The organism is Halobellus rarus (genome assembly GCF_024494595.1).
Lineage (GTDB): Archaea > Halobacteriota > Halobacteria > Halobacteriales > Haloferacaceae > Haloquadratum > Haloquadratum rarum.
Window position 1 is genome coordinate 234100 of sequence record NZ_JANHDI010000001.1, and the last position, 12713, is coordinate 246812.

The 12713-nt window shown below is 67.5% G+C and carries 17 protein-coding genes; 10 read left to right on the forward strand and 7 right to left on the reverse strand.

The window, feature by feature from the left end:
- Positions 1-58: 58 nt before the first annotated feature.
- The 3 genes from NO876_RS01240 to rpiA all read left to right on the forward strand — a co-directional run bounded on the left by NO876_RS01240 (position 59) and on the right by rpiA (position 2345).
- Positions 59-370, forward strand: coding sequence for a hypothetical protein (locus NO876_RS01240; RefSeq protein WP_256419854.1), 312 nt, complete (start codon positions 59-61; stop codon positions 368-370).
- A 72-nt stretch (positions 371-442) separates the two neighbouring features.
- A complete protein-coding gene (locus tag NO876_RS01245; RefSeq protein ID WP_256419855.1) occupies positions 443-1567 on the forward strand; it encodes an ORC1-type DNA replication protein in 1125 nt (374 codons plus the stop codon).
- 85 nt (positions 1568-1652) lie between these two features.
- On the forward strand, positions 1653-2345 hold the full coding sequence (gene rpiA, locus NO876_RS01250; protein WP_256419856.1) for a ribose-5-phosphate isomerase RpiA: 693 nt from the start codon (positions 1653-1655) through the stop codon (positions 2343-2345).
- A 118-nt stretch (positions 2346-2463) separates the two neighbouring features.
- On the opposite strand, the gene NO876_RS01255 is transcribed toward rpiA, so the two are convergent.
- Positions 2464-2631 (reverse strand): DUF1931 family protein, encoded by a 168-nt coding sequence (locus tag NO876_RS01255; protein ID WP_103990931.1) that lies wholly within the window; start codon positions 2629-2631, stop codon positions 2464-2466.
- 307 nt (positions 2632-2938) lie between these two features.
- Between NO876_RS01255 and larB the strand changes: the two genes are divergently transcribed.
- The 4 genes from larB (at position 2939) to NO876_RS01270 (ending at position 5272) form a co-directional block, all read left to right on the forward strand.
- Complete coding sequence (larB, locus tag NO876_RS01260) at positions 2939-3703, forward strand: nickel pincer cofactor biosynthesis protein LarB (RefSeq protein WP_256419857.1); 765 nt, start codon at positions 2939-2941, stop codon at positions 3701-3703.
- 121 nt (positions 3704-3824) lie between these two features.
- On the forward strand, positions 3825-3974 hold the full coding sequence (locus tag NO876_RS18110) for a DUF7563 family protein (RefSeq protein ID WP_425601423.1): 150 nt from the start codon (positions 3825-3827) through the stop codon (positions 3972-3974).
- A gap of 135 nt (positions 3975-4109) precedes the next feature.
- Positions 4110-4976, forward strand: a complete 867-nt coding sequence (surE, locus tag NO876_RS01265; protein WP_256419858.1) for a 5'/3'-nucleotidase SurE — start codon at positions 4110-4112, stop codon at positions 4974-4976.
- 14 nt (positions 4977-4990) lie between these two features.
- The gene (locus NO876_RS01270; protein ID WP_256420235.1) at positions 4991-5272 is read left to right on the forward strand and encodes a GIY-YIG nuclease family protein; all 282 of its coding nucleotides are present in this window, start codon (positions 4991-4993) and stop codon (positions 5270-5272) included.
- Positions 5273-5429: 157 nt separating this feature from the next.
- Here NO876_RS01270 and NO876_RS01275 read toward each other — a convergent pair whose 3' ends face one another.
- Positions 5430-5636: a cold-shock protein gene (locus tag NO876_RS01275; protein ID WP_058367636.1), complete on the reverse strand. Its 207-nt coding sequence runs from the start codon at positions 5634-5636 to the stop codon at positions 5430-5432.
- A gap of 170 nt (positions 5637-5806) precedes the next feature.
- Between NO876_RS01275 and NO876_RS01280 the strand changes: the two genes are divergently transcribed.
- Entirely contained in the window at positions 5807-6076 is a 270-nt protein-coding gene (locus NO876_RS01280; RefSeq protein ID WP_256419859.1) for a DUF7571 family protein, read from the forward strand.
- 6 nt (positions 6077-6082) lie between these two features.
- Here NO876_RS01280 and NO876_RS01285 read toward each other — a convergent pair whose 3' ends face one another.
- The 3 genes from NO876_RS01285 to NO876_RS01295 all read right to left on the reverse strand — a co-directional run bounded on the left by NO876_RS01285 (position 6083) and on the right by NO876_RS01295 (position 9117).
- Positions 6083-7996: an ABC transporter ATP-binding protein gene (locus tag NO876_RS01285; protein WP_256419860.1), complete on the reverse strand. Its 1914-nt coding sequence runs from the start codon at positions 7994-7996 to the stop codon at positions 6083-6085.
- Positions 7997-8136: 140 nt separating this feature from the next.
- On the reverse strand, positions 8137-8481 hold the full coding sequence (locus NO876_RS01290; protein WP_256419861.1) for a carboxymuconolactone decarboxylase family protein: 345 nt from the start codon (positions 8479-8481) through the stop codon (positions 8137-8139).
- A 99-nt stretch (positions 8482-8580) separates the two neighbouring features.
- The gene (locus tag NO876_RS01295) at positions 8581-9117 is read right to left on the reverse strand and encodes an NADPH-dependent FMN reductase (protein ID WP_256419862.1); all 537 of its coding nucleotides are present in this window, start codon (positions 9115-9117) and stop codon (positions 8581-8583) included.
- A 117-nt stretch (positions 9118-9234) separates the two neighbouring features.
- Here NO876_RS01295 and NO876_RS01300 point away from each other — a divergent pair, with 117 nt between their 5' ends.
- Complete coding sequence (locus tag NO876_RS01300; protein WP_256419863.1) at positions 9235-10608, forward strand: phosphoglucomutase/phosphomannomutase family protein; 1374 nt, start codon at positions 9235-9237, stop codon at positions 10606-10608.
- Positions 10609-10647: 39 nt separating this feature from the next.
- Here the strand turns inward: NO876_RS01300 and NO876_RS01305 are convergent, their stop codons facing one another.
- Both NO876_RS01305 and samp2 read right to left on the reverse strand, forming a co-directional pair.
- On the reverse strand, positions 10648-11364 hold the full coding sequence (locus NO876_RS01305; RefSeq protein ID WP_256419864.1) for a GNAT family N-acetyltransferase: 717 nt from the start codon (positions 11362-11364) through the stop codon (positions 10648-10650).
- 22 nt (positions 11365-11386) lie between these two features.
- Positions 11387-11599 (reverse strand): ubiquitin-like small modifier protein SAMP2, encoded by a 213-nt coding sequence (samp2, locus tag NO876_RS01310; RefSeq protein WP_256419865.1) that lies wholly within the window; start codon positions 11597-11599, stop codon positions 11387-11389.
- A 128-nt stretch (positions 11600-11727) separates the two neighbouring features.
- On the opposite strand from samp2, the gene NO876_RS01315 reads away from it, so the two are divergent.
- On the forward strand, positions 11728-12708 hold the full coding sequence (locus NO876_RS01315) for a replication factor C small subunit (RefSeq protein ID WP_256419866.1): 981 nt from the start codon (positions 11728-11730) through the stop codon (positions 12706-12708).
- The last annotated feature ends 5 nt before the right edge of the window (positions 12709-12713 follow it).

Below are 12713 nucleotides of genomic sequence, written 5' to 3' on the forward strand. Positions count from 1 at the left end.
GGTCCGTGACCTGGCGCTCGCCTCCCGGATTTTTCACGCCGCGGACGGAGTGTCGAGTATGGTCCCCGATCCCTCCAGCGACGCCCGCGATCGACCCGAACTCGACGAACCGTCCGACGGCGCCGTCGACGACGCCACGTACGACCTCGTCTACCGAGCGACTCGCGAGGCGATCTGGGACGTGGTCGGAGCGGCGACGCTGATCCTCTTTTACCTCGCGTTGGCGGCGATCAGCCTCTCGATCGCCGTCGGCGGAATCGGGCCGTTCCTCCGCGGCTCGACCTCCTCCGTCGCGCTGGTGGTCGGCGTCGCCGCGCTCGTGGTCGGTGTGTTCGCCCTCTTCCGCGTCTACCGGCTCGTGACCGAGTGACGGCTCGGTTGGGATTCCGTCGACGCGCGGTCTGGGGAATGATTAAGTAGACTCCTCAACGTGGTTCAATCGATGAGGGACGACCCCGACGAGGGGATGCTGTCGTGGGACGAGACCGTCTTCCGCGACGAACACGTCTTCGAGATCGACTACGTCCCCGAGACGTTCGAACACCGCGAGAGCCAATTAGAGAGCCTGAAGTACGCGCTCCGGCCGGCCGTCCGGGGATCACGGCCGCTGAACACGGTGGTTCGCGGGCCGCCGGGGACGGGCAAGACGACCGCGGTCCAGAAACTGTTCGGCGACCTCGGCGTCCAGAGCGGCGTCCAGACCGTCCGCGTCAACTGCCAGGTCGATTCGACGCGCTACGCCGTCTTCTCGCGCATCTTCGAGGCGATCTTCGAGTACGAACCCCCGTCGTCGGGCATCTCGTTCAAGAAACTGTTCGGACAGATCACCGACCGACTCGTCGAGGAGGAGCAGGTCCTCGCGGTCGCCCTCGACGACGTGAACTACCTCTTCTACGAGAACGAGGTCTCTGACACGCTGTACTCGCTGCTTCGCGCCCACGAGGCGCACTCGGGGGCCCGAATCGGGGTCGTCGTCGTCTCCTCGGACCTCTCGCTGGACGTGATCGACGAACTCGACACTCGCGTCCAGAGCGTCTTCCGCCCCGAGGAGGTGTACTTCCCGGTCTACGACGTCGACGAGATCGTCGACATCTTGCGCGAGCGGGTCGAACGCGGGTTTCACGAGGACGTCGTGAGTTCCCGCGAACTCGACCGCGTCGCCGAACTGACGTCCGAAAGCGGCGATCTCCGGGTGGGGATCGACCTCCTCCGACGCGCCGGCCTCCACGCGGAGATGCGCGCGAGCAGAACCGTGAGCGTCGAGGACGTCGAGGCCGCCTACGAGAAGTCCAAGTACGTCCACCTCTCGCGGAGCCTCCGCGGCCTCTCCGACCGCGAGCGCGACCTCGTCCGCGTCGTCGCCGAACACGACGGCGACCAGGCCGGCGAGGTCTACGAGGCGTTCCACGACGAGACCGACCTCGGCTACACCCGCTACTCGGAGATCGTCAACAAACTCGACAACCTCGGGCTCCTCGATGCCGACTACGCCGAAATCGAAGGTCGCGGCCGATCGCGCTCGCTGTCGCTGTCGTACGACGCCGAAGCGGTCTTAGAACGGCTGTAGCCGTCCGTGGGGCGGCGAACGTCTTTCTTCGACCGCACGCGCCCGGAGCGGAAGTTTTGTGCCGCGCGTCGTCGAGACGACGCGTATGAAGACGACCGGCGGAACGGACGATCAGAAGCGACGCGCGGGCGAACGGGCCGCCGAACTCGTCGAAGACGGCGACGTCGTCGGCCTCGGAACCGGGAGCACCGCGGCCCACGCGATCCGGGCGATCGGCCGCGCGGTCGACGACGGCCTCGACGTTCGGGGCGTTCCGACGTCCTTCGACTCCCGTGCGCTCGCGCGCCGATCCGGAATTCCGCGCTGCTCTCTCGACGAGGTCGACGGCGTCGATCTCGCGATCGACGGCGCAGATCAGATCGACGCCGACCTCAGCGCGATCAAGGGCGGCGGGGCGGCTCACGCCCGCGAGAAGGTCGTCGACGCCGCGGCCGATCGGTTCGTCGTCGTCGCCGACCCCTCGAAGGTCGCCGAGTCGCTGTCGCGTCCGGTCCCCGTCGAGGTCCTCCCAGACGCCCTCGCGGCTGTCGAGCGGGACCTCGAAGCCCTCGATGGGGATCCGACACTCCGGCGGGCCGAGCGGAAGGACGGCCCCGTCGTCACCGACAACGGGAACCTCCTCCTCGATTGCGACTTCGGCGTCGTCGACGACCCCGCGTCGCTTTCGACGGCGCTGTCGGGGCTGCCGGGTATCGTCGAGCACGGCCTCTTCGTCGACCTCGTCGACGCGGTCTACGTCGGCACCGACGACGGCGTCGACGTGCGAGAGCGGATCTGATACGCTGTCGTCTCCGGTCGCCCTCTCGTGGACTGTCTTGTCCGATTTGGGGCTCCGCTATCGGCGGAGCGACGGCTACACGTGTGGTATCGCAAAAAATCGGGATCGAGTCGCCGACTTACAGGTCGCGGGGCTGGACCGTCTTGCGGTCGTTCTGTTCCGCACGACGGGCAGCGTCTTCGAGCAGTTCGTCGACTTCTTCATCGAGCGCGTCGTAGAAGTCGGAAGCAACGTTTTTGTCCTGGAGCGCTTCCTTCACGGCCGCTTTGACAATAAGGTCTGCCATACACCTCCCTCTATATCGGCACTATATAAAAAGATTTTCCAAAACGACCGCCTCTCCGTCCGTGCGCGTCGTCTGTAGCGTTTGCCAGGGGAATAATTTATATACCCGGGTGTCACATTAGAACGGTCAGAGAACTTCGGCCGAATCGGCGGTTATCACGCGCTGAGCCGACTGGTTGGGTCAACTGAACGCGGCACACGGTATCTATTCAATCTGCCACGCGTCAGTTATCATCTCGCTATTAGGCGCGGTCAGATTCCGACCGCCAAACGATAGGTACGTCCCGCTCGGTCCCGGAACGAGACGTATGCGCGAACTGCTCGAAGCCGTCGCGGCGGGCGAACTCTCGCCGGCCGAGGCCGAGGCCCAACTGGCCGGATACGTGACGACCGACGCGGGACGGTTCGACGCCGCACGCGAACATCGGCGCGGTGCGCCGGAGGGCATCCTCGCCGAGGGCAAGACCCCCGCAGAGGTCGCGACGCTCGCGGCCGCCGCGCTCGACTCGACCGGCCGCGCGATCGTCACGCGGGTCGCCGCCGCGGACGTCGCCGCCGTCGAGGAGGTCGTCGACGAGTCGGTCGACGTCGTCCACGACGAGCGTGCCAGGACCGTCGTGGCCCGACGCGCGGACTACGACCCGCCGATGCTCGATGCGACCGCCGCCATCGTCACCGGCGGGACAGCCGACGCCGCCGTCGCCGGAGAAGCCGCAACCGTGCTTGACGCGATGGGTGCGGCGGTCGAACGGATCGACGACGTCGGGGTGGCCCACCTCGGTCGGATTCTGGATCACCTCGACACCCTCCGCGCGGCGGACGTCCTCGTCGTCGCCGCCGGGAGAGAGGGCGCGCTCCCGACCGTCGTGGCCGGCCTCGTCGACACGCCCGTGATCGGCGTCCCGGTCTCGACGGGCTACGGACACGGCGGGGACGGGGCGGCGGCGCTGTCGGGGATGCTCCAGTCCTGCACCGTGCTCTCGGTCGTCAACGTCGACGCCGGATTCGTGGCCGGCACGCAGGCGGGCCTCATTGCCCGCGCCGTCAGCGACGCCCGTGCCGACGAGGAGTGACTGCCGCTTCGTGCCGTTTCCCTCCTGTCTCCCCGACTGCCGTCGCGCGCGTGCGCGGAAGCCCTATAAGTCGCGGGTCCGTACGTGGTCCACCGGCAAATGGTGGCTGCCGGACACACGCATGCCAAGTTGTGACCACTGCGGGTCACACGTCTCCGACCGCTTCGCGCGCGTGTTCGCCGACAAGCAAGGGCGACTCCTCGCCTGTCCAAACTGCTCGGCGAACGCGGGTATCGCGGAGGTCGCACGGCGGCGCACCCGCACAGCGTGACCACTGAAACGGACACAGACCACCACGCGAAGCCGACTCCCGTTTTCGATCGGGCGGACGAACCACCCCCGATCGCCGTCTCGACGACCGCTCCGGACCGGAAGGGCTACCTTGCTCTCCCCGAACTCATCCCCAATGAGCGACGGTCCCGAGATCCTCCTGACCAACGACGACGGCATCGACGCGCCGGGCATCGCGACGCTCCGGACGGAACTCACCGCACTCGGTGACGTCACCGTCGTCGCCCCCGACGCGAACCAGAGCGGCGTCGGCCGCACCCGGAGCCACACGGCCCGCATCCGTGAGCACCCCTGGGGATATCGACTCTCCGGCACCCCCGCGGACTGCGTCGCCTACGGTCTCCGCGGGCTGGAGACCGACTTCGACGTCGTCGTCTCCGGCGTCAACAACGGCCCGAACGCCGGCAACTACGTCGTCGGGCGCTCCGGCACGGTCGGCGCGGGCATCGAGGCGGCGTTCCTCGGCACGCCCGCGCTCGCCATCTCGGCGTACCACTCGACGGACTTCTTCCTCTCGCCGCCCGAGGAGTACGACTTCGCTCGCCCCGCCCGGATCGCCGCCCGACTCGTCTCGCGGGCGCTCGAATCCGGCGTCTACGACGACGTCGACCTGCTGAACGTCAACGCCCCGGTCGACGCGTCGTCGCCGCCGGTCATCCTCACGGAGCCGTACCACGACTACGGGCAGCACGTCGAACCCGCCGACCTCGAGACGCTCGACGATGGAGTGATCGATGCCAACGGCGGGGAGTTGGCCGCGGACGAGCAGCTCGTCCACCTCCACGACCGGACGTGGCCCGGCGTGGTCGGCTGGGAGAACCCGTTTCCGCCGACCGACGAGCACCGCGAGCGCTACCCCGTCGGGACGGACCGTCGCGCGATGGTCGACGCCTCGGTGAGCGTCTCGCCGCTCGCGGTGACGCACGCCTCGCCAGACAGCGCCGCGCTGGCGGAGGTCGTCGAGACGATCGACGTGGAGTGACTGTTAGCGAAGCGATGTCCGATCCCGACTCCCGAGTCCCGGTGTCCGACGCCGACCACTACGTCTATCTCCTAGAATGCGACGACGGCTCGCTGTACACCGGCTACACGACCGACGTCGAGCGGCGCGTCGCCGAACACGACGCCGGCGAGGGCGCGAAGTACACGCGCGGCCGGACGCCCGTCGCGTTGGTCCACGTCGAGCCCTTCGACTCGAAGTCGGCCGCGATGTCCCGCGAGTACGAGATCAAGCAGTTCTCGCGCGCCGAGAAGGAGCGGTTGGTCGGCCTCGACTAGCCGAACTCGGGTCTCACGCGCGGAGAACCGTCTACAACGTTGTATAGCGACTCACGGAGCGAAGCAGACACCGCGCGTAGGCCGCTGTAGCTCCGAAGTGTGAGTGTCTGAAAGAACAAATCACCCTATCGCTACGAACGACGGGCGAGATGGGTCGTTAGTTGCGGACGAGGTTCGTCGCGCGGGGTCCCTTGGGGGACGATTCGATGTCGAACTCGACTTCCTGCCCCTCTTCGAGGTCCGGACCGCCGACGTCCTCCATGTGGAAGAACACGTCCTCGTCGTCGTCGACAGCGTCGTCGTCAGTCGAAATGAAACCGTAGCCGCCAGTGTCGTTGAAGAAATCAACCTTACCGTTTGCCATTACAAGACAACAGAGTCCCCATCCGGGGATAACGCTTCCGAGGGTCGAGGTACCACGACTGTCGTGAGATCGGATGTAACGCCGAGCGCCCAGCCGTTCGGATCGCGACAGCCACCTCGTTTCGGAGGCAGGTATTTACCGTGTGATCGCGTGCCGTACCGTGCACCGCTATGAAACCGTGTCACAGCTGCCAGTCGGTTATCGACGAGTATCTCTTAGATAAACAACTCGAACCGCTGCGCGAACTCACGGCCGACGACTTCAACCTCTGTGCGGACTGTGCGACCATCGTCGCGGACGCGTGCGTGGAGTGCGGCGGCGCGGTGTACGTTCCCCGAAGCGAGTCCGTCATCCCCGACTACTGCCCGGCGTGTCGGTCCGACCTCATCGACCGCACCGGCCGCGATCCCGGCTGGACGTGCAGCCAGCTGCCCGGCTGAGCGACGCTACCCCGCTCGGTCCGCGCTGACCGTTGCGGACTCGTCGAGTTGCGCGTCCCACAGCGCGGCGTACTCCCCGGATCCGGCGAGCAACTCGTCGTGCGTGCCCGATTCGACGACTTCGCCGTCGTCGAGGACGACGACCCGATCGGCGTCTCGAATCGTCGAGAGACGGTGCGCGATGACGAAGGCGGTCCGGTCCTCGATCAGCCGGTCGATGCTCGCTTTGATCCGTTCCTCGGTCTCGGTGTCGACGTCGCTGGTCGCCTCGTCGAAGACGATGATCGCCGGGTCGTTGAGCAGCGCCCGCGCGATCGCGATCCGCTGTCGCTGGCCGCCGGAGAGCTTGATCCCCCGTTCGCCGATCTGGGTCTCGTAGCCGTCCGGGAGGTCGGCGACGAACTCGTGAGCGGCCGCGGCTTTCGCAGCCGAGACGACGCGATCGCGGTGTTCCCGCCCGCCGTGTCTCTCGGCGGCGAGCACCTCGCTGTCGCCGTAGGCGACGTTCTCGGCGACGGTTCCCGAGAAGAGGTAGGGGTTCTGCTCGACCACCGCGATCTCCTCGCGGAGGGCCTGGAGGTCGTACTCCCTGACGTCCCGCCCGTCCACGGAGACGGATCCCTCGTCGACGTCGTGCAGGCGCGGGACGAGTTTCACGAGCGTCGACTTCCCGGCGCCGGTCGCTCCCGCGAGGCCGATCGTCGCGCCGCTCGGGACGTCCAACGAGACTGATTCGAGCACGGACTCGCGGTCGTCGTAGCTGAACGAGACGTCCTCGAACGTCACCTCGCCGTCGATCTCGTCGGACACGTACGGATCCTCGGGTTCGGTGACGGTCGGCTCGCGACCGAGCAGGCCGAACACCCGTTCCGCGCTGGATTTAGCGAGCTGGTACTTGTTGGCCGACCGGCCGATCCGACGCATCGGGGAGTACAGCCGCCGGAGGTACAGGAAGAACGCCGCGAAGGCGCCCGTCGAGATCAGGGCCGCTTCGCCGGGCGGCGTCGTGATGATGGCCCGACCGCCGACGTATAAGATGAGGACGAACACCACGCCGGTGAGGAGTCGGAGCGCCGCGAAGAACCCCCGACGGATGCGGAGTGCGGCGACTTTCTCGTCGTGATACGCCTCGCTCTGCTCGGCGACGCGGTCGCGTTCGAAGGCGTACCGGTTGAACGACTTCACGACGGCGACGCCGCCGAGGTTGTTCTCCAGGCGGGTGTTGAGTCGGGCGACCGTCTCCCGAAGCGATTTGTACCGCGGTTCGATCCACCGGAGAAAGAATACGCTCCCGAGACCGATCACGGGAACGGGAGCCAACGCGATGATCGCGAGCGTCGGCGCGTAGTACCAGAGGATGATCGCGATCCCGCCGACGGTCGCGACGACGCGGATGAGTTGGCGGAACTCCGTGTTGAGGAACTGCTCTAACCGATTGATGTCGCTGTTGAGAATCGACATCAACCCGCCGGTCTGGTGGTCGGCGAAGAAGTCCATCGAGAGGTGCTGGAGGTGATCGTACGTGTCGTCGCGGAGGTCGCGCTGGATCTTCTGTGCGGAGGACTGGAGCAAGTACCGCGAGCCGAACCGCGTGACCGAGCGAAAGAGATACGCCAGCGCGGCGATCGCGACGAGTCGCTGGAGGAACGCCAATCGGGCGGCTTCGCCGGTGATCGCCCCGCCCGGTAACAGGCCCGCTTCGGTCAGCAGCCCCGGTTCCTCCGCTCCGAGCACGATTCGATCGATGGTCGTCGCGACGATGATCGGCGGGACCAGCCGAGCGAACCGGGTCCCGATCGCCGCGATCACCCCGAGCGTGATCCGGGGCCAGTACGGACGAGCGTACCCGAGCAGGCTCCGCATCGGGTGCCCGTCGACCGTCTCACTGACGTCGGTGAAGCCGCCGTCCTCGTCGGTCACGCGTGCGGCACCCGACGGTGTGCGCTACTTCCCGCACGATCGACACCGAATCTCTCACTCATGGCTGAGACACGTCGACCGAAGGCATCGAACCCAGACAAAGGTGTTGTTCGATCCGGCGATGCGCCGGCGCTCCGACGCTACTCGGCGCGCTCCGCTTCGAGTGCGTCGAGCGCCCGGTAGGCTTCGACGGCGTAGGTCATCGCGGGGCCGCCGCCCATCACGACGGCGATCTTCAACGCGTCGACGATCTCCTCGTGCGTCGCCCCGGCGTCCAGTGCGGCGTCGGTGTGCCAGAGGATGCAGTGATCGCACCTGACGACCACCGAGATCGCCAGCGACATCAGTTCCTTCGTCTTGTTGTCGATCGTCTCGGTCGCCTCCGCGGACTCGACGAACCCGACGAACGACTCCAGTTCCGGTGCCTCTTCGATCAGATCGCCCAACGACTCCTTGAGGTCTGTGAGCTCTTGCGCGCGGGACATCGTTCGAGACATCGCCGAGATAACATATATATTCCGCGTGAGATTCTCATAGCGTAACAACGGCTTCGAGCGCCGGTCGTTGCGTGTCGCCGCTTCGACTCACGAACTCGGGTGCAGCCGTCGCGCCTCCTCGACGACCGCCACCCCCAGTTCTTCGAGTCGCCGTCGCGTGTCGTCGTCGGTGAGGCGGTCGCCGTCGTACTTCTTCGAGGCGCTCCGCACGCCGACCTGTTCGGGGACCGTGTGCCCGTGCACGCCGCGGACCGTGCTCCGCATATGTTCCAACGTCGGGCCGTAGGAGCCGCCGCCGGCGGTCGCGACGAGGCCGACGGCCGTCTCCCGAAACTCCTCCTTCGAGCAGTAGTCGTGGAAGTTGCGGAACGTCGAGGAGTACGAGCCGTGGTAGACGGGCGAGCCCAGGACGACCGCCTCGGATTCGCGGACGCGACGCGTCAGTTCGGCGGAGTCGCCCTGCTCGTCGCGGTCGGGGTGATACAGCGGGAGGTCGACCGCGCCGAGGTCGATCATTTTGGTTTCGAGCCCCATCTCGCCCGCGGTGTCGAGGACGACCCGCAGGGACCTCTTCGTGTAACTCCGTTCGCGCCGGCTCCCGGAGACTGCGAGGACCGTGGTCATTACCTTCTCTCGGTCTCCGAGAGCGAAAAGAACCACGGGTCCGGCGAGCGGCGGAACCGCCGAGACGGCGCGCAGCCTCGCCGCATCTTTTTATCCGATGCTGGACACAGATGCGGTATGGACGCGATCTCCTTCGGCACGGACGGCTGGCGGGCGACGCTCGACACTTTCACCGACGAGCGCGTGCGGATCGTCGGGCAGGCGGTCGCCGACTACCTCGCCGAGGAAGGGTACGACGACCCCGTCGTGATCGGCTACGACGCCCGTCAGAGCTCCGAGGGGTTCGCCGACACGTTGGCCGACGTGTTCACGGGCAACGGCTTCGACGTCCTCCTTCCCAAGCGCGACTGCCCGACGCCGCTCGTCGCGTACGCCATCGTCGACCGCGGTCTCTCCGGCGGGCTGATGATCACGGCCTCGCACAACCCCCCCGAATACAACGGCGTGAAGTTCATCCCCGCCGACGGCGCGCCGGCGCTTCCGGAGGTGACCGACGCCGTCGCAGAGCGGCTCGCGGAGCCGAGACTCCGTCCCGAAGACGAACGCGGGACCGTCAGACGGGTGGATCTCGTGACGCCGCACGCCGAACGCGCCCGCGAGCTGGTCGACGCGGACCTCTCGGGGCTCACGGTCGTCCACGACGCGATGCACGGTTCCGGCCGCGGCGTCACCGACGAACTCCTCCGGTCGGCTGGCGCGGAGGTGCTGAACGTCCGCGACGACCGCGACCCCGAGTTCGGGGGGACGCCGCCGGAACCCAGCGCCGAGAACCTCGAACCGCTCGTGGAGGCGGTCGAAAAGTACGACGCAGACTTGGGCGTCGCCAACGACGGCGACGCCGACCGCGTCGCGTTCGTGACGCCGGAGCGCGGCCATTTAGACGAGAACCTCTTCTTCGCCGCCGCCTACGACCACCTGCTCGAATCGGACTCCGGCCCCGCGATCCGGACGGTCTCGACGACGTTCCTGATCGATCGGATCGCCGAGGCAAATGATGAGCAAGTGTTCGAGACCGCGGTCGGGTTCAAGTGGGTCGCGGCGGCGATGGCCGAACACGACGCGCTGATGGGCGGCGAGGAGTCCGGCGGCTTCTCGATCCGCGGGCACGTCCGCGAGAAGGACGGCGTCCTGATGGGGTTACTCGGCGCGGCCGCGACGGCCGCAGAACCGATGGACGACCGTGTCGACCGCCTGCTCGACACGCACGGCGACATCGTCGCCGACAAGATCGGCCTCGACTGCCCGGATTCGGAGAAGGAACGCGTCATCTCGGAACTCGACGACGTGCTTCCGGACCAGATCGCCGACCGCGACATCGCCGAGGTGGTGACGCTCGACGGGTTCAAACTCCTCCTGGAGGACGGCTCGTGGCTCCTCGTCCGTCCCTCGGGGACGGAGCCGAAGATGCGGATCTACGCCGAGGCGTCGAGTCGGGAGCGCGCCGACGCGTTGCTTGCGGCGGGTCGGGAGTTGGTCGAGCCCATCATCTGAGGGAGACGCGTACCGCGCCGCTGAAGACGCGCGGACGACTCAGGTGAGGACCCCGTACAGTCGGTCGTCACCGCTGATGGGATCACGGTCGCCGATCTCGTCACTGTCGCCACTATCGCTACCGTCGCCGCCTTCGGCCCCGTCGTCGCCGCTCGCCTCGCTCACCGGCGCTCGGATCTCGAACCCGAGCGCCTCGTAGAACGGTCGCACCTGCTCGTGGAACCGGGCGACGAGCGGCCCCGCCGAACGCGCCGCCGCGGCGCCGACGAGCGCGCGTCCGATGCCGCGGCCGCGCCGCGAGCGGTGGACCGCGATCGATACGATCTCGGTCGCGGGGCGCTCGGATCCGACGACGTCCGCGACAGCGGCGAAGTCGCCGTCGTCCGTCGGTGTCCGTTCGGTCGCATCGACATCGCCGTCGTCCGCCGCTGTCCGTCCGACCGCATCGAGCACGCAGACGCCGACGACGCGGTCCGCCGGCGTCTCCGAGCCGTCGACTCCGCAGTCTCCACCCTCGGTTTCGGCCTCACCGTGTGTCCCACCGCTCCCGGGTTCGGCCTCACCGTGTGTCTCACCGGTCCCCAACTCGCGGCCGCCCGCGGGCGTTCCGTGCGCCTCGGTAACGGCCACGAGCACGTCTCCGTCGTCGATTCGACGGCGCACCCGCTCGCGGTCGAACTCCAGCATCGCGGCGTCGAGCAGTCGGGCGGCGTCGTCGGCGTCGGCGGCCGTCGCCTCGCGGATGTCGTGGCTCACGGTCGGCTCCTCGCGCGAAAATTCACCGTCGCGACGACCCGCCCTTGATCAGCCTGAGCACTCGCACGCGGTCGACCTCGACGGGCTGATCCTCGGGGACGGGGCTGCCGTCGATCATCACGGACACCTCGTGCGGCGAGTAGCCGACGGCGCGGACGACGTCGGCGTACGTGTCGCCGTCGTCGGTCTCGACCGTCTCCTCCCCCTCGCCGACGACGTCGACGGTCACGCGCATACGGCCGCTTGGGCCGCCCCGGGCTTGCCGGTTTCGCTTCCGACGGAACGGGCCGACGGCGGAGACGCCGCGCGTCACCGCCGACCGAACGCGGGTGGTTTATGAGCCACGGGCTCCCTCTCACGCGTATGAGTGAGGCCGACGCCTCGGAGGGGACCCCGGCGGGACGCGAGATCTGGATCGAGAAGTACCGACCGGAGACGTTCGAGGACATCTACGGACAGGAGGAGATCGTCGAACGCCTCCGATCCTACGTCGAGCGCGACGACCTGCCGCACCTGTTGTTTTCGGGTCCAGCCGGAGTGGGGAAGACCACCGCAGCTACCGCCATCGCCCGGGAGATCTACGGCGATGACTGGCGCAACAACTTCCTCGAACTGAACGCCTCCGACGAGCGCGGGATCGACGTCGTCAGAGACCGGATCAAGAACTTCGCGCGCTCGTCGTTCGGCGGCTACGACCACCGGGTCATATTCCTCGACGAGGCCGACAGTCTCACCGACGACGCCCAGTCAGCGCTGCGCCGGACGATGGAGCAGTTCTCCGACAACACGCGCTTCATCCTCTCGTGTAACTACTCCTCGAAGATCATCGACCCGATCCAGTCGCGGTGTGCGGTCTTCCGCTTCTCGCCGCTCTCCGACGACGCCGTCCGTCAGCAGGTCGAGGACATCGCCGCGGCCGAGGACATCGAGATCACCGAGGACGGCCTCGACGCGCTCGTCTACGCCGCGAGCGGAGACATGCGCCGCGCGATCAACTCCCTGCAGGCGGCGGCGACGACCGGCGACGTCGTGGACGAGGAGGCGGTGTATCTGATCACCTCGACCGCCCGTCCCGAGCAGATCGAGGAGATGGTCGAGGCGGCGATCGACGGCGACTTCGCGTCGGCGCGGTCCCAGCTCGAAACGCTGCTCGTCGACACCGGGATGGCCGGCGGCGACGTCATCGATCAACTCCACCGCTCGGCGTGGGACTTCGACCTCGACGAGCGCGCGACGATCCGGCTGATGGAGCGGATCGGCGAGGCCGACTACCGCATCACCGCCGGGGCGAACGAGCGGGTCCAGTTAGAGGCGCTGCTCGCGTCGCTCGCGGCCGAGAAGTAGGTATC

What these genes read in the sequence shown, in the direction of transcription:
- NO876_RS01240 (WP_256419854.1), top strand. Translation starts at nt 59, where the DNA reads ATGGTCCCCGATCCCTCCAGCGACGCCCGCGATCGACCCGAACTCGAC.
- NO876_RS01245 (WP_256419855.1), top strand. Translation starts at nt 443, where the DNA reads ATGAGGGACGACCCCGACGAGGGGATGCTGTCGTGGGACGAGACCGTC.
- rpiA (WP_256419856.1), top strand. Translation starts at nt 1,653, where the DNA reads ATGAAGACGACCGGCGGAACGGACGATCAGAAGCGACGCGCGGGCGAA.
- NO876_RS01255 (WP_103990931.1), bottom strand. Translation starts at nt 2,631, where the DNA reads ATGGCAGACCTTATTGTCAAAGCGGCCGTGAAGGAAGCGCTCCAGGAC.
- larB (WP_256419857.1), top strand. Translation starts at nt 2,939, where the DNA reads ATGCGCGAACTGCTCGAAGCCGTCGCGGCGGGCGAACTCTCGCCGGCC.
- NO876_RS18110 (WP_425601423.1), top strand. Translation starts at nt 3,825, where the DNA reads ATGCCAAGTTGTGACCACTGCGGGTCACACGTCTCCGACCGCTTCGCG.
- surE (WP_256419858.1), top strand. Translation starts at nt 4,110, where the DNA reads ATGAGCGACGGTCCCGAGATCCTCCTGACCAACGACGACGGCATCGAC.
- NO876_RS01270 (WP_256420235.1), top strand. Translation starts at nt 4,991, where the DNA reads ATGTCCGATCCCGACTCCCGAGTCCCGGTGTCCGACGCCGACCACTAC.
- NO876_RS01275 (WP_058367636.1), bottom strand. Translation starts at nt 5,636, where the DNA reads ATGGCAAACGGTAAGGTTGATTTCTTCAACGACACTGGCGGCTACGGT.
- NO876_RS01280 (WP_256419859.1), top strand. Translation starts at nt 5,807, where the DNA reads ATGAAACCGTGTCACAGCTGCCAGTCGGTTATCGACGAGTATCTCTTA.
- NO876_RS01290 (WP_256419861.1), bottom strand. Translation starts at nt 8,481, where the DNA reads ATGTCCCGCGCGCAAGAGCTCACAGACCTCAAGGAGTCGTTGGGCGAT.
- NO876_RS01295 (WP_256419862.1), bottom strand. Translation starts at nt 9,117, where the DNA reads ATGACCACGGTCCTCGCAGTCTCCGGGAGCCGGCGCGAACGGAGTTAC.
- NO876_RS01300 (WP_256419863.1), top strand. Translation starts at nt 9,235, where the DNA reads ATGGACGCGATCTCCTTCGGCACGGACGGCTGGCGGGCGACGCTCGAC.
- samp2 (WP_256419865.1), bottom strand. Translation starts at nt 11,599, where the DNA reads ATGCGCGTGACCGTCGACGTCGTCGGCGAGGGGGAGGAGACGGTCGAG.
- NO876_RS01315 (WP_256419866.1), top strand. Translation starts at nt 11,728, where the DNA reads ATGAGTGAGGCCGACGCCTCGGAGGGGACCCCGGCGGGACGCGAGATC.